At 37.5% G+C, this 23679-nt stretch carries 18 protein-coding genes; all 18 read left to right on the top strand.

The window, feature by feature from the left end; translation table 11 throughout:
• Positions 1-95 precede the first annotated feature (95 nt).
• The 18 genes from MLE13_RS13605 to MLE13_RS13520 all read left to right on the top strand — a co-directional run bounded on the left by MLE13_RS13605 (position 96) and on the right by MLE13_RS13520 (position 23667).
• Positions 96-1220 (top strand): right-handed parallel beta-helix repeat-containing protein, encoded by a 1125-nt coding sequence (locus MLE13_RS13605; RefSeq protein ID WP_240750223.1) that lies wholly within the window; start codon positions 96-98, stop codon positions 1218-1220.
• Positions 1221-1418: 198 nt separating this feature from the next.
• Entirely contained in the window at positions 1419-2330 is a 912-nt protein-coding gene (locus MLE13_RS13600) for a glycosyltransferase family 2 protein (RefSeq protein WP_240750222.1), read from the top strand.
• 481 nt (positions 2331-2811) lie between these two features.
• Positions 2812-4290, top strand: coding sequence for a lipopolysaccharide biosynthesis protein (locus MLE13_RS13595; protein WP_240750221.1), 1479 nt, complete (start codon positions 2812-2814; stop codon positions 4288-4290).
• Between the two features lie 37 nt (positions 4291-4327).
• Positions 4328-5500: a DegT/DnrJ/EryC1/StrS family aminotransferase gene (locus tag MLE13_RS13590; protein WP_240750220.1), complete on the top strand. Its 1173-nt coding sequence runs from the start codon at positions 4328-4330 to the stop codon at positions 5498-5500.
• Positions 5497-6387 carry a glucose-1-phosphate thymidylyltransferase RfbA gene (gene rfbA / locus MLE13_RS13585; RefSeq protein WP_240750219.1) on the top strand — a complete coding sequence of 297 codons (891 nt, stop codon included), beginning with the start codon at positions 5497-5499 and terminating at the stop codon, positions 6385-6387. Before MLE13_RS13590 ends, rfbA begins: the two co-directional genes overlap by 4 nt.
• A gap of 12 nt (positions 6388-6399) precedes the next feature.
• Complete coding sequence (gene rfbB / locus MLE13_RS13580) at positions 6400-7416, top strand: dTDP-glucose 4,6-dehydratase (RefSeq protein ID WP_240750218.1); 1017 nt, start codon at positions 6400-6402, stop codon at positions 7414-7416.
• 48 nt (positions 7417-7464) lie between these two features.
• Entirely contained in the window at positions 7465-9579 is a 2115-nt protein-coding gene (locus MLE13_RS13575) for a hypothetical protein (protein WP_240750217.1), read from the top strand.
• Between the two features lie 21 nt (positions 9580-9600).
• Complete coding sequence (locus MLE13_RS13570) at positions 9601-11076, top strand: MOP flippase family protein (protein ID WP_240750216.1); 1476 nt, start codon at positions 9601-9603, stop codon at positions 11074-11076.
• Positions 11077-11338: 262 nt separating this feature from the next.
• Positions 11339-12280 carry a GDP-L-fucose synthase gene (gene fcl, locus MLE13_RS13565; RefSeq protein ID WP_240750215.1) on the top strand — a complete coding sequence of 314 codons (942 nt, stop codon included), beginning with the start codon at positions 11339-11341 and terminating at the stop codon, positions 12278-12280.
• Between the two features lie 11 nt (positions 12281-12291).
• On the top strand, positions 12292-13356 hold the full coding sequence (gmd, locus tag MLE13_RS13560) for a GDP-mannose 4,6-dehydratase (RefSeq protein ID WP_240750214.1): 1065 nt from the start codon (positions 12292-12294) through the stop codon (positions 13354-13356).
• Positions 13357-13395: 39 nt separating this feature from the next.
• On the top strand, positions 13396-14367 hold the full coding sequence (locus MLE13_RS13555) for a glycosyltransferase family 2 protein (protein ID WP_240750213.1): 972 nt from the start codon (positions 13396-13398) through the stop codon (positions 14365-14367).
• A 57-nt stretch (positions 14368-14424) separates the two neighbouring features.
• Positions 14425-15801 carry a hypothetical protein gene (locus MLE13_RS13550; protein WP_240750212.1) on the top strand — a complete coding sequence of 459 codons (1377 nt, stop codon included), beginning with the start codon at positions 14425-14427 and terminating at the stop codon, positions 15799-15801.
• A gap of 58 nt (positions 15802-15859) precedes the next feature.
• The gene (locus tag MLE13_RS13545) at positions 15860-16969 is read left to right on the top strand and encodes a glycosyltransferase family 4 protein (RefSeq protein WP_240750211.1); all 1110 of its coding nucleotides are present in this window, start codon (positions 15860-15862) and stop codon (positions 16967-16969) included.
• 48 nt (positions 16970-17017) lie between these two features.
• The gene (locus MLE13_RS13540) at positions 17018-18301 is read left to right on the top strand and encodes a glycosyltransferase family 4 protein (RefSeq protein WP_240750210.1); all 1284 of its coding nucleotides are present in this window, start codon (positions 17018-17020) and stop codon (positions 18299-18301) included.
• Between the two features lie 466 nt (positions 18302-18767).
• Positions 18768-20153: a sugar phosphate nucleotidyltransferase gene (locus MLE13_RS13535; protein WP_240750209.1), complete on the top strand. Its 1386-nt coding sequence runs from the start codon at positions 18768-18770 to the stop codon at positions 20151-20153.
• A 62-nt stretch (positions 20154-20215) separates the two neighbouring features.
• Positions 20216-21169 carry a mannose-6-phosphate isomerase, class I gene (manA, locus tag MLE13_RS13530; protein WP_240750208.1) on the top strand — a complete coding sequence of 318 codons (954 nt, stop codon included), beginning with the start codon at positions 20216-20218 and terminating at the stop codon, positions 21167-21169.
• Positions 21170-21439: 270 nt separating this feature from the next.
• Positions 21440-22327, top strand: coding sequence for a UTP--glucose-1-phosphate uridylyltransferase GalU (gene galU / locus MLE13_RS13525; RefSeq protein WP_240750207.1), 888 nt, complete (start codon positions 21440-21442; stop codon positions 22325-22327).
• A 14-nt stretch (positions 22328-22341) separates the two neighbouring features.
• A complete protein-coding gene (locus MLE13_RS13520; protein ID WP_240750206.1) occupies positions 22342-23667 on the top strand; it encodes a UDP-glucose dehydrogenase family protein in 1326 nt (441 codons plus the stop codon).
• The last annotated feature ends 12 nt before the right edge of the window (positions 23668-23679 follow it).

Raw genomic sequence — 23679 nt, 5'->3', positions numbered from 1 at the left:
ATGTGCTTTGTTAGAGAATTTGACTTATACTATAATTAAGTATGCTTTATACTATTATTCTACGATATAGTGGTTAAGTTGAAGGAGAGCTGTTTATGAACCATAAAAAAATCACTCGCTTGCTTCTTAGTGTAATAGGGATTTGTGGTTTGATTGCCACTGTAATTATGGCGCCGACTTATTTTCTAGCAAAAGAGAAAAGTGATGTAACTACACAATTTGGAGCAGAAGGTGATGGCGTGATGGATGATACTCAAGCAATTCAACAAGCGATTGATGAAACTCCAATAGGTGGGGAATTGCATATTCCGCCGGGAATTTATAAATTGACTAAAAACCCTGATTTAAAGGCTAGTACTGGATATGGAGACAGTTATTTTGCTTTGAAAATTTCTAAGCCAATTACCATTATAATGGAACAAGCAATTTTTCAGACTGAATCAGCGGGAGAATATGGAGTGTTTTGGATAATGGCAACGGCGGATGTCCATCTAAAAGGTGGTTTTTTGATGGGGGATAAATTGCCTGAAGAAGGCACCTTGATTTCAAATATTGCTATTTTACTACAAAACAGTCGTGAAAGTTCGATTGAAAATGTTTATACAAAAAATTATTCACAAGGTATCCACTTGCATCATGCTCATAACAATGTCATTCGAAATGTAATAAGTGAATCCAATTATGGTTCGGGTATTATCAATTTTGCATCAGATTACAATACAATAGAATCTTGTGTAATTCGAAATTCAGGTGATGGCCATCTTTCTTTGTTTGGAAAAGGAAAACATAATCTGGTAAAAGGGTGCGTAGTTACTGAAGATCGTCCAGGCTACACAGATCAACAAGGCATTACAATAGAAAGCGAAAAAGAAAGCAAGATTGAAAAAAATATGGTCAGTGGTTTTTATTATGGTATTGATGTTAAAAATGGAGCGGAATCCAATGTCATTAAAGGAAATGTGGTTTACAACAATGAATATAATATTGCGATTAGACCAGGTGATGGAGGAAAGAATTTAATGACGCCGAGCCACAATATTAGCATACTTAATAATTTGGCTATTAGTCCTCGTGAAAACTCAGAACGGGGGATTTATATTAATATTGGAACTGGGCATATAGTTCAAGGCAATACAATCGAGAAAGGTAATCTCATTCTTCGCGATGAAGAGTTGAGAGTAACATATCAGCGGGAAAATTTTTTTGTAACGGATGAATAGCAGGGAAAAATTTGAACATATGTAAATTTTTCGATTAATTTATCTGAATACTCTTTTTATACTAGTATTCTGTGCTAAGATACGATATGTATAGAAATTCATCAACCATTGAATTAGCTGAATCTGACAGGTTAATTGCGGACTAATTCATTAAAATGTTTAAGAAAACTTATTTAACTGTAGAGGAGCCTTTAATTTATGGGAAACCGGATAATGGTGAGTATCGAGTGTAATGCTTATAACCATGAAGATTTTATAGCGGAGGCATTAGAAAGCATGTTAATGCAAAAAACAGATTTCGCTTATGAAATTTTAATTCATGACGACGCATCTACTGACCGAACAGCTGACATCATTAGAAGTTATGAACAGAAGTATCCGGATATCGTTAAACCCATCTACCAAACAGAAAATCAGTATTCACAAGATATCCCTTTTGAAGTGTATAATAGTGATCGTTCATTAGGAAAGTACACGGCGGTTTGTGAAGGCGATGATTATTGGACGGATCCGGAGAAGTTGCAGAAGCAAGTGGATTATATGGAAGCGCATCCTGAATGCAGCATGTGTGTGCATGCTGCAGAAAAGGTATCTGCAGTCACTAAAAAAAGAGTTGCTACTGTCCGACCTAGCAATAGGAACAAAGTCTTTTCTGTAGAAGAAGTAATAGAAGGGGGAGGGGAACTATTCGCTACTAACTCGATTATGTATTCCCGTGAAAAAATTCCTGAGATGTCCGATTTTTACTTGAATGCGACAATTGGAGACTATCCTCTGGTCATATTAGGGGCATTAAGAGGAACGGTTTATTACATGGACAGGGATATGGCTGCGTATCGAGTGGAAGTGAAAGGGTCCTGGACAGACATGCACCTCAATGATATTTCTGCAAAGCAAAAGCACCTTCAAGATGTCGCGGATTTGCTCGATGAAGTAAACGTCTATACTAATTTTAAGTATGATTACGTCATTAGCCGCACAAAAAAACGGAACCGCTTCTATCTTTTGCTTAAGCAATTGAAAATTAGAGAAACGTTGAAAAAGGGTTACCGAGAGTTCTATGTGAAACCTGAATTTTATAAACGAATCTTTAAACGAATTACTATTTAAAACCACCCTTATTACCCCATTAATTAAGAAAAAGTAGTTTTTGTAACAGGCAACGCCTGCTACTGGAAACTGCTTTTTTGTTTTTCCTAAAAGTGTGAAGTAGTTAAATTGGTCTGCAAGTATTAAAGAAAAATCTATTAGAAGATATTTTCAGAAAACAGTAAGTATATAACAATTAATTGAAGAATCTTGCTTAAAGACTATTCTTAATATCCAATAAATTATTCGGAAAATATGAAATAGTGGAATAATTTGCAAAATAAAAAATAAAAATAATCTAAATTATCTGTTTTTTAAGACATGTAATGTGTTAGAATAAAAAGAAAGTACGATAATTAAGCATAAAGTAGTGTTTTTTCAGTAAAGTCAACTCAATTGATTCAATAATTAGATTTGATATACCTATTTTAGTAGGTATATATTCAGTGTCTTAAGACTTCTGAATAATCAGTTTTTAATGGATAGAGATAGGAGCAGGTCTATGAAACAGGAAAAATCATTGAAGAAAAAAACAATCAGTGGACTGCTGTGGAGCTTCGGAGACATGTTGGGCAATCAAGGCATTCAGTTTATTATCCAGATTATTCTTGCGCGATTATTGGCACCTGAGGATTTTGGGTTAATTGGAATGATTTTAGTGTTTGTTGCACTTTCAAACTCTCTCGTCGACAGTGGATTTACACAAGCATTAATCCGAGATCAAAAAGCTGATCAAACCGATTATTCGACGGTTTTCTATTTTAACTTGGCGGTTTCGATTTTTATTTATGGTGTGCTATTTTTATCAGCACCGCTAATCAGTAATTTCTTTGATCAAGTAAAGTTGATGTCTATAATCCGAGTGCTAACACTGGGAGTTATTATTAACGCATTTTCCATTATACCTAGAGCGATGTTTACTAAAGAAGTGAATTTTAAAGTGCAAGCAAAAGTCAACATGGCAGCGAGTATTTTGTCTGGAGTTGTTGCAGTTGCAATGGCCATCTCAGGGTTTGGTGTATGGAGCCTTGTGATTCGCATGTTAGGTATGAATCTAATCCAGGCATTATTACTCGTTTTTTATAGAAGATGGCTACCTTCACTTACTTTTAGTGTTATCTCGTTCAAGCGCTTATTTGGATTTGGCTGGAAGCTACTTGTGTCGGGGTTGATTGATACAGCTTATAACAATGTTTACTTCTTAATTATTGGGAAGCAATATTCGGCTGGAACTCTTGGATATTTTACAAATGCATCTAAATTCAGTGATGTAGCGACGCAATCATTGACAGCGACAATTCAGAGGGTGACTTATCCAGTGTTAAGCGGAATTCAAGATCAAGAAGAGCGCTTAAAACAAAGTTTCAAAAAGGTTATTAAACTTTCGGGTTTTTTAATTTTCCCACTCATGGTTGGATTAGCGGCAGTGGCAGATCCGTTGATTTACTTAATTTTCGGTGAAAAGTGGATGCGAATGGTGCCATATTTTCAACTTTTATGCCTCGCTAGCATGTTGTATCCAATTCATGCTTTAAATTTAAACATTTTACAAGTCAAAGGGCGATCGGATTTGTTTCTTTACTTAGAAATCATCAAAACAATCATTCCTACGATACTTATTGTTCTTGTTATCTGGATGGATTGGAGCATTACCATATTAGTAGCAACCATGGTTTTAGATTCGCATTTATCATTGTTTATCAACATCTATTTTTCAGGTCGCGAAATATCTTATGGTGTCAAAGAACAGGTTCGAGATCTCTTACCGATTTATACAATTTCATTAGGAATGGGAGCAGTTGTTTATGGTATCGGCAAACTCCTACCACTACCGGAACTTCTGATGCTAGTTTTGCAGATTGGAATTGGCGCAATTCTTTATATCGCAATTTCAAAACTTTTAAAAATTCAGGAGTTTGATACCGTCTACGATTTATTGGTGCCTGTAATAAAAAAGATAAAATCCGTTAAGGTGAGCTGAATCACTTAAAAAGATGCTTATTATGGGAGGGAATAGAATGGCGAATGCTTTTGAACATCCAATTTATGTAACTAGACCGTTATTACCGAATATTGATGCAGTTACGGAAAGAATGAAAACGGTATGGGACAGTCAACAATTAACAAACTTTGGTGCACAACATGACGAATTGAGTGAAAAACTCAAAGCTTACCTGGAAGTAGATCATATTTCGATGTTTTCAAATGGCACACTCGCATTATTGTTGGGGATAAAGGCTTTAGAACTGACAGGTGAAGTGATTACTACGCCATTTACATTTCCGGCAACTGTTCAAGCGCTAGATTGGAACAATCTGACGCCTGTGTTTTGCGATATAGATCCAGTTACTTTCAATATTGATGCCGATAAAATTGAGGCATTAATCACTGAAAAAACGACTGCTATTTTAGGTGTTCATGTGTTTGGCAATCCGTGTGATGTTGAAAAAATACAGGCAATTGCAGACAAATATCATCTCAAAGTCATTTATGATGGCGCTCATGCTTTTGGTGCAAAAGTGAAGGGTGTTCCTATTAGTAGCTTTGGAGATATGACAATGTTTAGTTTTCATGCGACGAAATTGTTTAATACGGTTGAAGGTGGCGCGCTAACTTATCATGACGCGGCGCTCGACAAACGTTTAGACTTGTTGCGAAATTTCGGCATCGTTAACGCTGAAGAAGTGGCATTGTCTGGGTTGAACGCCAAAATGAATGAAGTTCAAGCAAGTGTTGGCCTGGAAGTTTTAAAAGTAGTAGAAGAAGAACGTAACAAGCGCCACAAGATAAAACTTACTTATGAAGAAAACTTAGCATCTGTTAAAGGAATTCGGGTGTTAACTACACTTGAAAACGAGTCTAGCAGCTATCAGTATTTCGTTATTGAAATCGATCAAGAGAAATTTGGTCAATCGAGAGATTTTGTCTATGAAGAACTTCAAAAATCCAATGTGTTCGCAAGAAAATATTTTTCTCCACTATGTAGTGATTTCACATGGTATAGCGGACTCGAATCTGCGCAGCCGGAAAACCTTCCACAAGCTCAAAAGGCTGTTAGACAAGTATTAGCGATGCCGTATTACGGGGCGTTAACAATCGAATCAGTCGCTGAAATATGCACCATAATCGAAGACATTCACAGCAAAGAAAAGAATTTATTTCATTTAATAGAAATGAGGGAGTTAGGATGAAAGGGATTATATTAGCTGGAGGAACGGGGACACGATTGTATCCGTTAACGAAGTCAATTTCAAAGCAAATGCTGCCTGTATATGATAAGCCAATGATTTACTATCCGCTATCTGTTTTAATGCTTGCCGGTGTTAAAGAAATTCTAATCATTTCAACACCACGAGACATTTCTGGATTTTTAAGCTTGCTAGGAAACGGTCAAAAACTCGGTATCAAGCTGGAATATGCGATTCAAGAAGAACCAAATGGATTGGCTGAAGCCTTTACGATTGGTGAGAGTTTTATCGGAGAATCTCCTGTTGCCCTTATATTAGGAGACAATGTTTTTTACGGCTCGGATTTTGGTAGCAGACTTACGGAGTCAGCTGAACTAACAAATGGTAGCATTATTTTCGGATGTCACGTCGCAGATCCGAGAGCTTATGGAGTGGTTGAAGTCGATGATGAGTTAAATATTGTATCTATAGAAGAAAAACCAGAAAAACCGAAATCCTCCTATGCGATTCCAGGGCTTTATTTCTTTGACAATCAAGTTGTTGAAATCGCCAAACAAGTAACGCCTTCAGAACGTGGTGAAAAAGAAATTACTTCTATTATCAATGAATATTTAAAACGGGGAGAATTGCACGTCAATATTATGGGGCGCGGACTTGCGTGGCTTGATACAGGTACACACGAAGCATTGTTAGAAGCTTCAAATTTTGTAGAAGCGATTCAAAAAAGGCAAGGTTTGTATGTTGCATGTCTTGAAGAAATAGCTTTCCGGAAAGGCTATATTAGTCAGTCAGATTTGATCGACTTGGCGCAGTCTTTAAAGAAAACGGAATACGGCAAGTACTTATTGGATATTGCTTGTGAGAAATCACTTTCACCGAATAAATCGTAGAGGAGCGCACCTATGGAAAATATACTCGTCACCGGCGGAGCGGGATTTATCGGAGGGAACTTTGTCCAATACATGACCGCTAATTATCCTGATTACCATATTTACAACTTAGATTTACTGACATATGCAGGAGATCTAACGAAACATCAAGCGATCGAAAAAGATGAAAATTATAGTTTTGTTCATATCGATATCGCGGATCGTCAAGCTGTTGAAGCCTTATTTGAAAAAGTTGACTTTACGTATATCGTTCATTTTGCGGCTGAAAGTCATGTTGACCGTTCTATAACAGAGCCGGAAATTTTTATCCGGACCAATGTGCTTGGAACGCAAGTATTACTTGAAGCTGCAAAACGAGCAAACATTAAAAAATTTGTCCACGTTTCTACAGATGAAGTATACGGAGAGCTGGATTTTGATCCTACTACTTTTTTTACTGAAGAAACACCGCTTCAACCTAGTAGTCCTTACAGTGCTAGTAAAGCATCATCGGATTTATTGGTAAGAGCGTATTACGAAACTTACGGCTTACCGGTCAATATTACACGTTGCTCCAATAATTATGGTCCTTACCATTTTCCAGAAAAGCTAATTCCATTAACAATTTCGCGTGTGTTGAATGATCAAAAAGTACCGGTTTATGGCGACGGCAAAAATGTGCGAGATTGGTTGCATGTGCAAGATCATTGTTCGGCAATCGATTTGGTCATGCATAGCGGAGAAATTGGAGAAGTTTATAATATTGGCGGACATAATGAACAAAAAAATCTTAATGTTGTAAAAACGATTATCCGCGCTTTGGGAAAATCAGAAGACTTAATCGAATTTGTCGAAGATCGTCTTGGTCACGACAAACGGTATGCGATTGATCCGACAAAAATCGAACGATTAGGTTGGCGGCCCGTTTACGATTTTGAAACAGGAATTGCACAAACGGTCGAATGGTTTTTAGAGAACAATGAATGGTGGGAACAAATTATCAGTGGCGAATACCAACAATATTTTGACAGGCAATATGCGCGCAAATAACAATCTGTGTCTAACCAGATCTGCCGGTGGACAAGGGGGAATGGGGTAATGGCAATTCAGCCGACAATTAGTGAATTTATAAAAACTGCGTATCCAACAAAACAATCAGTAAAAATACTGGAATATAATGCTGAAACGAGTAGTTTGAAAAGACAGCTTGCCGATGAAGGGTATGAAAATTATTTAGGAATCTGCACACAAAAGCCAGGAGAGAAGCAAAATCCAGATCTTTATTATGCTGATGAAAAAACACTTACCTATAAAAATAATGCAGAAGTACTGGTGATTAACAAAGCTGATTTTCTGGATTTAAAAAATGCTTTCCATTCTTCTGCAAATATCATTCTTTTTATCCCGGCGAAAATTATTGATCGCGCAAGCTTTTTACCTCTTTGGGCGTATAAATTAGCCAGGAAGAAAAAATGGAGTTTCCGCTTTGAAAATTTTACGGATCGTTTAGGAGGTACGCGAACTAGCATCGTCTTTAAGCGAAATCATCAAAAAGAAAAGCAAGCGCGACAATATTTGTCACCTGAACTTGGACTGGAGAATTTCTTTGGCATTCTTAACAAACGCCAGCTGGAATACGTTATTTTGCGTTGGTTTGACGAATTGTCATTTTTAGAGTTGGACGAGGATGTAGATTTATTAATTGCCGACGAACATATTGAAAAGGTTAGAGATTTATTAAACGAAAAAGTAGGGATTTTACCTTTTGATATATACAGCGTGGGCGGGCTGATGGGAAGTAATTTCAAGAACATTGCTTATTATCCTCCGTACATTGGAGAAATCATATTGGATCAACGTCAGCTGTGGAACAACAAGTATTACGTACCGTCAGATGATCATCATTTGCTTAGCTTGATGTATCACGCAGTTTATCATAAAGGTGAAAAGTCGGGGATTCCGGCAAAATCGGACGGCGTAGTCAAACAAATTCCGCAAGATCATGATTATCCAGGGATTTTAAAGCGTTTAGCAAATGAAACTGGACATAAGCTTGACGAAGTCAGCTTGGAATATTTTCATCATTTTCTTGAGGAAAAAGGCTGGGCTCCTTCAACAGATACCATTCGTAAATTGATTGGGGTAAGTGGCAATTGGCTCGAGTCGATTATTAAGTCGAGTGAGCACAATTTCGAAAAAGACGGCGAATTGATGGTATTTGTCGTAAGAGAATGGGCAGAAGAACGGCAACTAACTGACAAAATTATTGATTGGTTTGAACGTAATGGGTTATGTCTTATTCGAGCAATTACACTCGATGACGAACAAAAAAGAAACGCAGCCCAAAATTTAAGAGGCGGAAATTGGGGGCAAGGACCATGGCCAGTGAGTGGCGGAAAGCCGTCCACCTTACTGGTCATGTATGATTATCACCCCAAACCACTACCTGCAAAAATGAAGAAAAAGTATCCACATGTGTCGAACCAACATTATTTGTTAAAAGAACAGCTGCGTTCGGAGATTAACTTTGCTCTAGTTAACGAACAGCGCGCCAATCCGCTTCATAGTGCAGACGATGAAATTGAAGCATTGGATTATATTGCAGCAGTCGCTCCGGATCTTTTACTAGAAGTTAAAGACATCGTTATAGCTTGGGACAAAGCTTACCGGACAAAAGAAAAGGTAATTGCTGATGTTTCAGAGAAAAAACGTCGTGCCAAAGTGGAAGTTATTGAATATCAGGGGCGTAAAGCTGTGAAAAAGACATATAAAGCGGGCAAAGAGCGATTTTTGGAACGCGAAAAATTTGTTTACGGTGAATTGAGCAAAGAATGTGAATTTATTCCGAAGCTAATTAGCAGCGGAAAAAATTATATTATTGTTCCTTATTTAAAAACAAACCCATTATCGGAAAGCTGGCATATCAAAAAACAAATATTAAAACGAAAACATAAACAAGAAATTTTTAGGATTAACGAGTTTTTCTACAACAAAGGCTATGCGCTAATTGATTTCCATCCCGGAAATATCTTGCTAACATCTGAAGGATTAAGATTGATCGACTTTGAGTTTTTGTATCAATACGAGCAACTACCACCCAGTGTTAATGATTCGTTTGACCTTAATGGATTCCCAGAAGATTTTGCAGAAGACCGTCCTTATGGGATTTTCCCGAAGCAACGGCGGAATATGTGGAGAAAAATTCTATATTAAACCGGATTAGAGGAATGGCCTATGACATCTTTAAAAAGCAAAGCAGTAACTAGTGTCAAACTTACTTCCATATCGATGCTTGTGACGAGCGTTCTCCAAATCGCTCAGTTACTGATTTTGGGTAGAGTGTTGGGGCCGGAAATTTTTGGTCTAATAGCTATGGTGCAAATTGTTATTCAATTTTCACAACTATTCTTGGAAATGGGGATAACAGACGCCATTATTCAAAAAGAAAAAATCAGCAAAATTGAGCTATCAAGTTTGTACTGGTTTTCTATTTTTGTCGGATTCTTCTTGTTCCTAATCTTATTCATGCTGGCTCCAGTCATTGCGTTGATGTTCAATGAACCGAGTTTAACTGGCATGATACAAGTCGTTGGAATTAGCTTTATCATCTTGCCATTCGGTTTGCAATTTCAGACACTTGCTACAAAAAAACTGGAATTTGCACAAATTACAAAAAATGAAATTTTGGCAACAACAATTGGCGTTTTGTTAACAGTTTACTTAGCTAGCTTTACCACTCTTGGTGCATGGTCACTCGTTTACGGTCATATTGTGATGTCGTTATTTAGAAGTGTTCCGTGGGTTATAGCTGGGTACCGGGATGCGGAAGCTCGACCACAACTGGTCTTTTCGTGGAATGCGATTAAAGGTTTTGTCAGCTTCGGTCTGTATCGTCTAGGTTCCACAAGTATCAATTATTTTACGACTAAAATTGATCAAATGGTTGTAGGTGTTATGTTAGGCCCTGTTGCGCTTGGTTATTACAGCATGGCTATGAATCTTATTATGCAGCCGGTGCAAAAGTTGAATTCTATGATTAATCGAGTGGCGTTTCCTGTGTTTTCAAAAATTCAATTGGATCAACGTAAACTGAGAAAAACATATTTACTAATCACCAATATGTTAACGAGCTTTAATGCGCCGCTGTTGGCGGGCGTCATTGTTTTAGCACCATACGCAGTCCCTCTGCTACTTGGCAAAGAGTGGACGCAAAGCGTTCTCATTATCCAAATTCTTTGCTTGTACGGATTATTCAAAGCTTTAGGAAATCCGAGCGGCAGCTTGTTTATCGCCGTTGGCAAAGTAAGGTGGAGCTTTTACTGGCAATTGTTTCAACTAGGGATTATTCCGGTTGTCGTATTCCTAGCAGGATTGTCTGGTGAAATTTTCATTGTTGCAATTGCAGTTGGTTTGCTTAGAATGCTGTTATTTTACGTCAGTTATTTTGTGCGAATCCGTCAAATTATTGGGGATAGCTTACGTGAATTAAACCTCTCTATTGCGAAGCCGGTTGTTCATTCACTTATTATGATGGTACTTTTGTATTTTTTGAATTCCCAGTTAACAGAAGTTGGAGCAGTTGGAATCATCATTATTGACTCGATTACTGGTGGGGTAATTTATGGTGTGTTAATGGTATTAAATCAACGTGAGTTAGTAGTTGAAGTAAAAGGATTTTTTCGAAAAAAAACCTTAGTGAAACAAGGGTAAACATGATTCGAAAGAAATGTCTTATGCATTTGCTCGGTACAAAATTAAAATTAATTGCACAAAACATTAAATAGTCTAAATAATCTGTAATATTTAGACTATTGTATGGTAGAATAAGAAAATAAGTTTGATTAGTAAGTATAAAGTCTTGGGTAAAAGGTTGTTTTTTTACTGAAATAGCTTTTTTGAAAAAATGACCATGAAATAAACGTTAACTTCTATCGGATCACGTGAGGCAATAGCTAAAAAAGGTGGGATATTTATGAACTTGGAGTCGAAAATTTATGTAGCGGGACATCGAGGTCTTGTCGGATCAGCAATTGTGAGAAACCTACAAGAAAAGGGCTATCACAATCTTGTGTTTCGGACCAGTAAAGAACTTGATTTGACAAACTCCAATCAAGTCGATTCTTTTTTTCAAGAACAACGACCAGACTACGTATTTTTAGCAGCAGCAAAAGTTGGGGGGATTGCTGCAAATAACGACTACCCAGCAGAATTCATCCGAGACAATTTGATGATTCAAACAAATGTCATTGATGCTGCTCATCGGAATAAAGTAAAAAAACTGCTGTTTCTCGGCAGTACGTGTATCTATCCAAGACTCGCAGAACAGCCGATGAGAGAAGATGCCTTATTGACTGGAGAACTTGAGCCAACCAACGAGCCATACGCCATTGCTAAAATAGCGGGCATTAAAATGTGCCAATCTTATAACCGTCAATATGGTACGAACTTTATATCAATCATGCCGACTAACTTATTTGGACCGAATGACAATTTCGACTTAACAAGTTCACATGTTCTACCGGCGCTTATTCGGAAATTTCATGAAGCAAAAAACGCTCAGGCTGAGACTGTTGAAGTTTGGGGCACAGGAACACCAAAACGTGAATTTCTTTACTCTGATGATTTGGCAGATGCAGCTATTTATTTGATGAATACTTATAATGGCAACGATTTGGTCAATATCGGTGTTGGCAGAGATATTTCGATTAAAGAGCTCGCCGAAAAAGTTGGGAAAACTGTCGGCTATGAAGGAGAAATCGTCTTTAATACATCGAAACCTGATGGTACACCGCGTAAGTTAGTGGACGTTAGTCGATTAAAGAGTCTTGGATGGGAAGCGAAAATCCCGTTAGATGATGGATTAAAAATGGCTTATGACTGGTTTTTAGAACAGACAGAGAAAGTACGATTATAAGGGGGATTATTATGAAAAAAGCATTGATTACAGGAGTTAACGGTCAAGATGGCTCGTTTCTATCGGATTTCTTATTAGAAAAAGGATATGAGGTACATGGCATCATTCGGAGAAGTTCGAGTTTCAATACAGGGCGCATCGAGCACTTATATATTGAAGAGTTAAAGTCGAGTGAAAACTTTTATATTCATTATGGGGATATGACGGATACTTCCAACATCATTCGACTGATTAGCGAAATTAAACCAGACGAAATTTATAACTTAGCGGCAATGTCCCATGTAAAAGTGTCGTTTGAAACTCCTGAATACACAGCAGATGTTGATGGAATCGGAACTTTGCGTATTCTCGAAGCAGTGCGTATTCTCGGTTTGGAGAAAAAGACGCGCATTTATCAAGCCTCTACTTCAGAGTTATATGGAAAAGTACAAGAAGTTCCACAACGAGAAACAACGCCGTTTTATCCGCGTTCCCCATATGGAGTGGCAAAATTATATGGTTATTGGATCACGAAAAACTACCGGGAATCTTATGATATGTTCGCGGTCAACGGTATTCTTTTCAACCACGAATCCGAACGACGTGGAGAAACGTTTGTAACACGTAAGATTACAATGGCTGCTGCGCGTATTTCGAATGGCAAGCAAGACAAATTGTTACTCGGGAACCTTGATGCAAGGCGAGACTGGGGTTATGCCAAAGACTATGTAGAATGCATGTGGCTTATTTTACAACATGATACGCCAGAAGATTTTGTCATCGCAACTGGGGAAATGCATACTGTTCGTGAATTTGCGACACTCGCATTTAAACATGCGGGAATCGAAGTAGAGTGGCAAGGAGAAGGAATTGATGAGAAAGGCTTTAATGCAAAGACCGGCGAAGTTGTAGTTGAAGTAAATCCAGAATATTTCCGTTTAGCTGAGGTTGAGCAGTTATTGGGCGATCCTTCAAAAGCGAAAAAGCTACTTGGTTGGAATCCAACAGCGACTTCTTTTGAGGAGCTAGTGGAAATTATGGTGACACATGATTGTAATTTGGTGAACCGAGAAAAGAGTGCAATTAGCGAATACTAAACTGAGCGGGTTCCTTAACGGGGGGAGGGATAAAGTGCAATGGTGACCTTAAATGACAAAGTCAGTGTTATTATTCCAACGTTCAATCGTTCGGAACTGCTGAAAAAAGCTGTTGAAAGTTTAGAAAAGCAAAGTCATCAAAACTTGGAAATCATCATTATTGATGATTTTTCAACTGATAATACGGCAGCTATTGTTGCAGAAATGACTGATGACCGAATTATCTACTTGAAACACGAGGTGAACAAAGGTGGGTCGGAAGCAAGAAATACCGGTTTAAGAAGAGCCACTGGAAATTTCATCGGATTTTTAGATTCAGATGATCAGTGGCTACCAGAAAAAATCGAAAAGCAGCTGGAGAAATTTAATGATGAGCCAGATGTCGGAGTAGTTTATTCAGGTGTGCAAGTAGTTGATGAAAACAATCAGCCTACTCGTAAAATCATTCCGGAATATCGCGGAGATATTTTGTCCAAGTTACTTGAATTTAACTATATCGATACTACTTCTTCGGTATTAGTTAGAAAAGAAGTATTAGACCAAATAGATGGCTTTGATGCCAAGCTGCCAAGTTGTCAAGATTGGGATTTGTATATCAGGCTGGCGCAGGTGACAAAATTCGATTTTGTCACAGAAAGCATGGTGTTATTTTATCATCATAGCGGGGAACGAATTACGACCAATAAAACTTCTGTACTCAATGGGCATTTAAGCATTTTCGAGAAGTATAAAAAACTAGCCATGCAACAGCGGAAGTCTACTTTCCATCGTTTTACTTTAACCATTTGGAAAGTTGTTTTCCGAACGGGGATAATCGGTCAAAACAAAGAAGTCGTGCAGTTGTCTAGAAAAATACTGTTAGAAGGATTTAAAAATGACCGAGTGTCATTGAATTTTCTATTCTATTACCTGTCCACTTTCTTGCATATAAAAATTTTAAGCTACCTATATAGACAATCCAAAAAAAACAATAAAAAATCCCAGATGTTCTCTGCAGATGTACCTTCCTAACAGAGTGGTAGGCAATGGGTTGTCTAAAAAGAGAATTATAAATAAAGGAATGAGACTATGGAAAAGCATATAGAAGCCGATGATCGATTTGAAAAAGTCCTATTTATCATCGTTAATTTAATAACTGGGATTTCAGTGATCTATTACTTGCTTCAGTTAGGTCAGGTTTTCAATGCTGACGATCCATGGAACTTGTTCATTTTAATTATATTTTCCTTCAAGTTATTAATGGATATTTATATATTCAAGGTGGGATTTTCTTCTTTTTCACTTGTTCTTTTGTTTTTGCCGATTATCAGTATATTAGGTTATGCGCCAATTGGGGAAGTGCAGCCCTTATTTAATGATCGTACCCATCTTATTGAACGACATTTTTATACATTGGCATTTGGTGCGCTTTTTTTCTACTACGCTTGGTCGATTTTGCTGTGGGTATCAAATAAGACTTATGGCAATTACGATGCTAAAATTTTGGCGTATTATTCCGGAACAGTTCATAGTTTGTTAGCGACTTGGCTATTCAGTATTTTAGCTGTAGTTTCCGCAATCATCTATTTGCCGGATCTACCTGGAGGGGCGTATAACGAACTTTCACCAAGTTTATTGCCTGGGAATGCATGGAACTCTGTTGTTGTTATTTCGTACTTCTTTGTGCTGATGGGCGTTAAAGAGAGTGGACTACGGAAATTCGCCATTTTGTTTGTCCCTTTTTGGCTTTTGTCCCATTATGCTCGAGTCGATATTTTAGGTTTGCTGTTGATTTTGTATTTATTATTAACGGCCACTAAAAAATTAGATGTGATTAAGTCGAGTTTTTCATTTAAAAAAGTGGCGTTAATCGCTGGGGGATTGCTACTTTTTTCTTATTTAGGTTTGGTGAGACATACAGGACTGATTTTTGACGTGCAAGCAATTCTTGACTCTGTAGCAATTTTGGTCAACTACCCAACTGTTCAAGATCTTGTTTATTCCACAGCTGCTGCAATTGAAGTAACTCATACGTACGGTAATTTCCATACAATTATCGATTACATTCCACAACTAATTCCTTCTTTTCTTGGAATTGAAGCGAAGAGCCCAGAAGCTGCCCATCTTGTCGCTTCGATTATACACACAAACTACGGTTTATTTGTCTACGGAGAATTTTACTTAAACTTAGGAGTTCTTGGGCTAGTTATTGCACCATTTGCTACATATATTATTATTTTCACGCCCACTATTATCCTGAAAAAACTCTTCGGTAATTTCGGAATGGCATTAGGGTATTACTGGATTGTTTTAACCATTGCGCGAGTATTCTGGTACGGCTTTATTTATTACATCAAGCCGTTAGTCATTATCCTTCCGGTTTTTATCATTATCTATCTTGTTGTTTCTTCGTTCGAAAAAGATTTAGTGGATAAACGTGAATTGAAATCTACTGATCCGCATTAAAAAACGTCGGATTGTGGCACTGGCTAGTTGATGTCATTTATAAGAGAGGTGCTTTAACATGACTGGGACAAAAAAAGGGGATTTGATATTTGTTGGGCCCTTGCCTCCTCCGATACTAGGAGAAAGCATTGCTCTTCAATCCCTGTATAATTCAGAAAAACTTCACCAACAATATAATGTGAAAAAAATTAATTTAAGCAAGAAAGATTTTGAACATCCTGGTGCGCTTTCTTTTGATAAATTGCTGCATGATTCGTTAGCTGTTTTTTACTCTGGCTTTTTATCACTGCGTATGAAAAAACCAATTTTGTATATTTCCATTTCGCAAACTAAAATGGGGTTGTTACGTGATTGTGTGATGATCCAAGCTTGTAAAGTTCTTGGGCGTGGTAAAGTAGTGAGTCATTTACATGGCAATAACTTAGGTGGCACGATTGACGCTACTTCTGGAATTACGCAAAAATTCATCATCCATTCATTGCAGAAAATTGATGTTGGAATTGTATTAGGTGAAAAGCTAACGCCAAATTACCGCGGTCATGTCAAACATGTGGAAGTGGTATCCAACGGTATTCCTGCAGACTTTATATTGAAGAATGAAGTGGGGCAGGGGAAGAAAAAAGGATCGATCTCTCTTTTGTATTTGAGTAATCTCATGTTTGAAAAAGGCTATATTGAATTGATTAAAGCAACAACTGCGTTAATTCAAGAAGGTCATAATTTACGCTTAGATTTGGTTGGTGGAATTCAAAATGAAGATGAATTCCAAGAAATCAAGCATTATATCGCAGAGAATGATGTAGATCACTTGATTCAATATCACGGGTTAAAGCAAGGGGAAGAGAAAAAACGTTTTTTCCTTGAATCAGATATGATGGCGTTACCGACCAAATATAAAGTAGAAGGTCAACCCATGTCTATTATTGAAGGAATGGCAGCGGGATTGCCGATTATTTCTTCGGACCGAGGAATTATTGCGGAGTTGATCAAAGATTGTGGTGTGATTATCGAACCAACGATAGAAGGCGTAAAAGCTGCGATAAAAGAGTTGGTGACGAATGATGCAGAGCGTATGCGGCTTGGAAGAATGAGTCGTGATACGTTTGAAGAGTTTTATACGGAAGATAAATACACCGATCGGTTAGTGTCTATTTTTGATGAACTTTAAGTAAAGGCAACGAATTTGTTGCGTGCTTTTAAGGAAAGGAAGGGTCATATGATACGCAAAAGAAAAATCACATTTGTTATTAATTACTTCTATCCGGATCTTGCAGCAACAAGTCAATTGATGACCGAACTAACAAAGTATCTCCAATATGACTTCACAATTACAGTTATTGCGGCACAACCGGGATATGCAGGAGAAAATCATGACAGTAAAAAGCTCTTTGAAGAAGCTTACGTAGAAAATATTAAAGTGGTTCGGATCAAGCTGCCCGAAGTAAACAAAAACTCGAAAATCAGTCGAATCAAATACATCTCTTCTTATTTCTTGTTAGCAAACCTTGCGTTGCTCAAGGAAAAAGGGACAGATGTTATTTTTACGATTTCTCAACCACCCGTATTGGGCGGATTGATCGGAACCATCGGAAAACTGCTGAAACGGTCGCGACATATTTATAGTATTCATGACTTTAATCCTGAACAGGCGCAAGCAGTTGCTTATACAAACAACCAAACCGTCTTTAAAATTGCTAAAGCGATCGACAAACTAAATTGCAGTTATGCGGATCAAGTATTGGTTGTCGGGGAAGATATGGCAGAAACGTTAAGAGGCCGATTCGAGGGAGGAAAAGTACCAAAGCATACGGTCATCAGTAATTGGACAGATGAAGACGCCATTGTACCGCTTGAGAAAAACGAGCCTGAAATCCGTGAGTTTTTAGAAATGCACGGGTTACAAGATAAATTTATCGTCATGTATTCAGGGAATCTTGGATTGTATTATGATTTAGAAAACTTAATTCAAGTATCTAAAGAATTTGTCGGTCAGCCAGATATTGTCTTCTTGTTTATCGGAGAAGGAGCCGTTAAACAACGGATACAAACATATGCGTTAGAAAATAAGTTGGAGAACGTTAAATTTTTACCTTATCAACCTAAAGAATTTCTTAAGTATTCCTTAAATGCAGCTGACGTTCATTTGGTTGTGAATCAAAAAGGGATTAAAGGTGTTTCAGTACCGAGTAAAATTTATGGTGTTATGGCCGCTGGCAAACCAGTTCTTGGAGTTCTAGAACAAGGGAGCGAAGTGCAACGTCTAATTTTTGAAAGTGGAGCAGGTTTGGTTATTGAACCTCAAAATTATCAAGGTGTTGTGCATGCGATTAATTATTTGAGGAGTCTAGACGGAGACGAACTGAAAGCGATGGGCTTGAAAGGACGTTCTTATCTCGAAAAAAACTTAACAAGAGATACTTCAATTAATAAATACCGTGATGTTCTGCAAACAGTGTCAGATCATTCGCAGCCAGGTGCAACTCGACCTATTGAACAATAAGAGAAAGTAATTTATGAAAATAAACAAATGATAAAAAACCTGGGTTTACGAAATCAATTGATTTCGTAAACCCAGGTTTTTTATGTTAAATTTTATTCTTTAAAATGGTGCGGAAAATTGGTTAATCAGTTTGGAATTATAAATCTAAAATTAAAATGTATTAAATTTCTAAAAAAAAAGAAAAATAAAATAACTTGAGAATCGTTGATATACCAATGTTCGGGACTCTTAATAGGTAAATATATCTGATATTTCTAATTAATTAGAAAATTAGATTGAAATATTAGGTATTTATATATATAATGAGTTCATACCGTTTCAAATTAACTATAACGAGTGGTTAGTAAGTTTGTTTTTAAGGCGAATATTACCTATATTTTTTTCCGCAAGCACATTAACTGGGTCTTAATAATCACTAGAGCTGATAACTCAGTTTGGAAGCGTATAGCGAGGAGGAGGACGTAATATGAGATTAGTATTATTATCTGGGGGATCAGGCAAACGCCTATGGCCGCTATCAAATGACGCACGATCCAAACAGTTTCTTAAAGTATTAAGTGATCAGGATGGCAATAAAGTTTCGATGGTTCAACGCGTTTGGAAGCAAATCGAGGAAACTGGAATGGCTGAAAATTCCATTATTGCAACCAGTAGTTCCCAGGTAGATATGATCAAAACGCAATTAGGACAAGAAGTGCATGTCGTAACTGAACCAGAAAGAAGAGACACATTCCCTGCAATTGCTCTTGCGGCAGTTTATCTTTATTCAGTTCAAAAATGTTCTCTAGATGAAGTTGTGGGAATGCTGCCGGTAGATCCTTATGTAGAGAATCGTTTCTTTAATCGTGTACAAGATTTGGAAGAAGCCTTACTAGCTTCTGGAGCGGACTTGGCATTAATGGGAGTAAAACCTACGTATCCTTCTGCTAAATACGGTTATATTATTCCGGAAAACAAAACGGAAGATGCTTATTTAACAGTTGACTACTTTAAAGAAAAACCAACAGAAGAGCAAGCAGAAGAATTAATCCAACAAAATGCGCTTTGGAACTGTGGTGTTTTTGCTTTTAAATTAGGTTATATAATCGACTTGCTAAAAGACAGAGGAATGCCTGTTGAATATTCTCAATTGCTGAGAAATTATCATCAACTTCCTAAAAATAGTTTTGATTATGAAGTGGTTGAACGCGCTAATCATATCGTATCCTTGCCTTATGACGGTTATTGGAAAGATTTAGGGACGTGGAACACGCTAACAGATGAAATGGCAGTTCAAGTGACGGGCAAAGGAGTAATCGGCGAGGGAGTAAAAAATTCTCATATTGTGAACGAACTCGATATTCCGATTACCTTGCTCGGTTTGGATAATGTAGTGGTTGCGGCCAGTCCAGATGGAATTTTAGTGACAGATAAAGATGCTAGCACGAAAGTAAAAGAGTATGTCGAGGGTTTTAATAGTCGGCCGATGTATGAAGAGCGTAGATGGGGCTGGTATCGTGTGCTGGAATATACACGGTATGCTGAAGGCAACGAAGTGCTAATTAAACGACTAGGTATAACGGCAGGAAAAAACCTTAGCTACCAAATGCATTACAAACGCAGTGAAGTATGGACCATCGTTAAAGGGGAAGGTATTTTTGTTTTTAACGATCAATTGAGCCATGTACGTACAGGTGATGTGATCCATATCCCACTAGGTGCAAAGCACACGTTAAAAGCAACGACTAATATGGAGATTATTGAAGTGCAAACAGGAAGTGAATTGATCGAAGAAGATATTTTCCGCACTTCAAATGAATGGGAAGAAATCGAAGAAATTTGCAAAGTGAAACTGACTGCTCGCTACGGATGATGTGTGCGAAAGAATTAGAACAGGAATAACAATTTGTCATTTCTATGATGGGAGGAAGTCTCATGTATAAGGAACCTGTTTTTTTAAAACCAGTCTTTCAAGAGAGAATTTGGGGTGGTGGGAAACTGCAAGAGCTGTTTAACTACGATATTCCATCGCAGACGACTGGTGAGGCGTGGGTTATCTCTGCTCATGAAAATGGACCTTCTATTATCATGAATGGTGAATTAGAAGGGAAAAAATTATCGGATGTTTGGTGGAAATATCCTCAGTTATTTGGTTTTGATATCACGGATAGAGAATTTCCGCTACTAGTAAAAATACTTGATGCACACGATCAATTGTCTGTTCAAGTACATCCGGACGATCATTACGCCGATGACTCTATTCATAAGTCGTGTGGGAAAACTGAATGTTGGTATATTTTGGATTGTGAAGAAGATGCTGAAATCATCATTGGTCACCAGGCACAATCAAGAGATGAATTTCAACAACTAGTTGCCTGTGGTGAATGGAGTAAGTTATTTCAAAGTTTGAAAGTAAAAAAAGGGGATTTTGTTTACGTTCCAAGTGGAACGGTACACTCAATTGGAAAAGGCATTGTGATTTTAGAAACACAACAAAGTTCCGATATTACATTCCGACTCTATGATTACGACCGAGTCGATCATGAAGGTAAGAAACGTGAACTGCACTTAGAACAAGCGATGGCAGTATTGACTTGCCCTCACAAACAAGTCATACAAGATAACTTGAAAGAGAGCATGAATAATCTGGAGTCGACTCGTTTAATTGAAGGTGAATACTTTACGGTTTATCACTGGAAGCTTGGTGGAAGAGCTGAAGTGCCATTAACAACTGGATTTTTATTAGTCAGTGTAATTAATGGAATGGGCCAACTTGTCACGAAAGAAAGTGTGTCGACTGTGAAAAAAGGCGATAATTTCATTGTGCCAGCAACAATAGGTGATTATTTTATTGATGGAGATCTTGAGATGATTGTTTCTCATACTTAAAACTGACTTTAATTATCAGAATATTTAAAAATAAAATATATGTATATTTGTAAATATAAGATTAAATATGTAGGTATTTAAAACTATATATTATTATTTATCTGAAAGTTTTAAATAAATAAACACCAGTTCAAGGACTATTGGTGTTACAATGGGGCAATATTAAACGGGCTATATGCAAGGAAGTGATTTCTTTCATGGCACGTTTGGTACCCATTCCGAAACGAGAATTGATGTTTTGTGAAAATCGAAAGGCGGGTGGGTACTCTAATGAAAAAAGTTACAAAGGCAATCATTCCAGCAGCGGGTCTAGGTACTCGATTTCTTCCAGTAACAAAAGCGATGCCCAAAGAAATGTTACCAATCGTCGATAAACCGACAATTCAATACATTGTAGAGGAAGCAATCGCTTCTGGTATTGAAGATATCATTATTGTTACGGGCAAAGGCAAACGTGCCATTGAAGATCATTTTGATAAGAATTTTGAGTTAGAAGATAATTTGTTTAAAAAAGGTAAATTCGAACTTCTTGAAAAAGTTCAGCACACCTCTAATGTGGAAATTCATTATATTCGTCAAAAAGAGCCAAAAGGTTTGGGACATGCGGTTTGGAGTGCGCGTAAGTTTATCGGAAATGAACCTTTCGCGGTGCTATTAGGAGACGACATAGTAAAAGCTGAAAAACCTTGCTTAAAACAATTAATCGATCAATACGACAAAATGCAATCATCTATTATTGGGGTCCAGCAAGTTCCTGATCACGAAACTCACCGATACGGCATTATTGAACCAAGGGCAGTGGATGGACGTTGTTACGAAGTTAGTAACTTTGTAGAAAAACCAAAGCCAGGAACTGCTCCTTCGAATTTAGCAATTATGGGGCGTTATATTTTAGAACCGGAAATATTCAATTTTTTAGGCAATCAAAGTGCCGGCGCCGGAGGAGAAATTCAACTTACAGATGCCATTCAAAAACTAAACGAAGTTCAAAATGTCTTCGCTTATGACTTTGAAGGCAAACGTTATGACGTAGGTGAAATGCTTGGGTTCTTGCGGACAACCATTGAGTTCGCGTTAGATAGCCCCGAGTTCGGACGAGATGTAGAGAACATCATTAACGAATTGATGGCTGAAAAATCAGCTACACCACTATTTTAGTCGGGGGTATCGGTATGAAAATAGCTGTAATCGGAACTGGATATGTTGGATTGGTAACCGGTGTGAGTTTGTCTGAAATTGGTCACCACGTGGTTTGTATCGATCTTAATAAAGACAAAGTAGCAAAAATGCAAAAAGGAACCTCGCCTATTTATGAACCTGGTTTAAGTGAATTAATGACAAAAAACATTAAAGCGCAGCGTTTGAGTTTTACAAGTGATCACCGAAAAGGGCTCCAGCAAGCGGATGTCGTTTACATTGCAGTAGGAACTCCAGAAAACAAAGATGGCTCTGCTGAATTATCTTTTGTTATCCAAGCGGCAGAAAACATTGTCGACTGTATAGTGCATGATGTCATTGTCGTTACGAAAAGTACCGTTCCTGTTGGCACAAACGACATGATTAAGGACATCATTCAATCTCAATTAACTAGTGACTTAAAAGTTGAAGTTGTTTCAAATCCAGAGTTTCTAAAAGAAGGTTCTGCTATTCACGATTCCTTTCATGGAGATCGTATTGTTATAGGAGCAGATAGTGAACATGCTTTTGACGTTATTGAAAAAATCAATCAACCGTTTAATGTCCCTATTTTTAAAACAGACATTAAAAGTGCAGAAATGATTAAATATGCATCAAATGCATTTTTAGCAACTAAAATAAGTTTCATTAACGAAATATCCAATATTTGTGAGTTATTGGGCGCTAATATCGAAAATGTCTCAACGGGTATGGGTCTGGATCAACGAATTGGCAGTCAATTTTTAAAAGCCGGAATTGGGTACGGAGGCTCGTGTTTTCCAAAAGACACAAAAGCTCTTATCCAAATCGCGGGTAATGTCGCATACGAGTTTGAATTGCTGAAAGGCGTAGTTAACGTCAATAAAAAACAGCAAGGTCTTATTATACGAAAACTAAACGACTGCATTCCTAATATTTTTGGTAAGAAAATTGCTGTTCTAGGACTAGCATTTAAGCCCAATACAGATGATTTACGCGAATCCGCTTCTATTTTGGTGACTGAAGAATTGATCAAACAAGGAGCAGAAGTAGTGGCGTATGATCCGATTGCAATGGATAATGCAAAATCTATCCTCAACACAAGCATTCAATATGCTGACTCAATAGCAGAGGCAATCGAAAATAGCGATGCAGCATTAATCTTAACCGATTGGGATGAGATTAAAAATGTAGAGCTAACCGTATTTAATAAAATGAAAACTCCGCTTGTTATTGATGGGCGAAATTGCTTCTTAGTCGAAGACATGGAAATGCACGGGATAGAATATCGTTCAATCGGTAGACCGGCTGCAACCAAAAAGATTGAAGTAACTCCCATCTGATAAGTAACAGGA

The sequence above is a fragment of the Planococcus halocryophilus genome (genome assembly GCF_022489025.1).
GTDB lineage: Bacteria > Bacillota > Bacilli > Bacillales_A > Planococcaceae > Planococcus > Planococcus halocryophilus_A.
The sequence above is the reverse complement of the archived record's forward strand: the minus strand, read 5'-3'. Positions and strand labels throughout refer to the sequence as shown.

Coding starts and splice junctions, on each gene's coding strand:
- rfbA (WP_240750219.1), top strand. CDS start 5,497: ATGAAAGGGATTATATTAGCTGGAGGAACGGGGACACGATTGTATCCG.
- MLE13_RS13545 (WP_240750211.1), top strand. CDS start 15,860: ATGACTGGGACAAAAAAAGGGGATTTGATATTTGTTGGGCCCTTGCCT.
- MLE13_RS13570 (WP_240750216.1), top strand. CDS start 9,601: ATGACATCTTTAAAAAGCAAAGCAGTAACTAGTGTCAAACTTACTTCC.
- MLE13_RS13550 (WP_240750212.1), top strand. CDS start 14,425: ATGGAAAAGCATATAGAAGCCGATGATCGATTTGAAAAAGTCCTATTT.
- MLE13_RS13605 (WP_240750223.1), top strand. CDS start 96: ATGAACCATAAAAAAATCACTCGCTTGCTTCTTAGTGTAATAGGGATT.
- MLE13_RS13575 (WP_240750217.1), top strand. CDS start 7,465: ATGGCAATTCAGCCGACAATTAGTGAATTTATAAAAACTGCGTATCCA.
- manA (WP_240750208.1), top strand. CDS start 20,216: ATGTATAAGGAACCTGTTTTTTTAAAACCAGTCTTTCAAGAGAGAATT.
- MLE13_RS13590 (WP_240750220.1), top strand. CDS start 4,328: ATGGCGAATGCTTTTGAACATCCAATTTATGTAACTAGACCGTTATTA.
- MLE13_RS13595 (WP_240750221.1), top strand. CDS start 2,812: ATGAAACAGGAAAAATCATTGAAGAAAAAAACAATCAGTGGACTGCTG.
- MLE13_RS13540 (WP_240750210.1), top strand. CDS start 17,018: ATGATACGCAAAAGAAAAATCACATTTGTTATTAATTACTTCTATCCG.
- MLE13_RS13600 (WP_240750222.1), top strand. CDS start 1,419: ATGGGAAACCGGATAATGGTGAGTATCGAGTGTAATGCTTATAACCAT.
- MLE13_RS13520 (WP_240750206.1), top strand. CDS start 22,342: ATGAAAATAGCTGTAATCGGAACTGGATATGTTGGATTGGTAACCGGT.
- MLE13_RS13535 (WP_240750209.1), top strand. CDS start 18,768: ATGAGATTAGTATTATTATCTGGGGGATCAGGCAAACGCCTATGGCCG.
- fcl (WP_240750215.1), top strand. CDS start 11,339: ATGAACTTGGAGTCGAAAATTTATGTAGCGGGACATCGAGGTCTTGTC.
- rfbB (WP_240750218.1), top strand. CDS start 6,400: ATGGAAAATATACTCGTCACCGGCGGAGCGGGATTTATCGGAGGGAAC.
- gmd (WP_240750214.1), top strand. CDS start 12,292: ATGAAAAAAGCATTGATTACAGGAGTTAACGGTCAAGATGGCTCGTTT.
- MLE13_RS13555 (WP_240750213.1), top strand. CDS start 13,396: ATGGTGACCTTAAATGACAAAGTCAGTGTTATTATTCCAACGTTCAAT.
- galU (WP_240750207.1), top strand. CDS start 21,440: ATGAAAAAAGTTACAAAGGCAATCATTCCAGCAGCGGGTCTAGGTACT.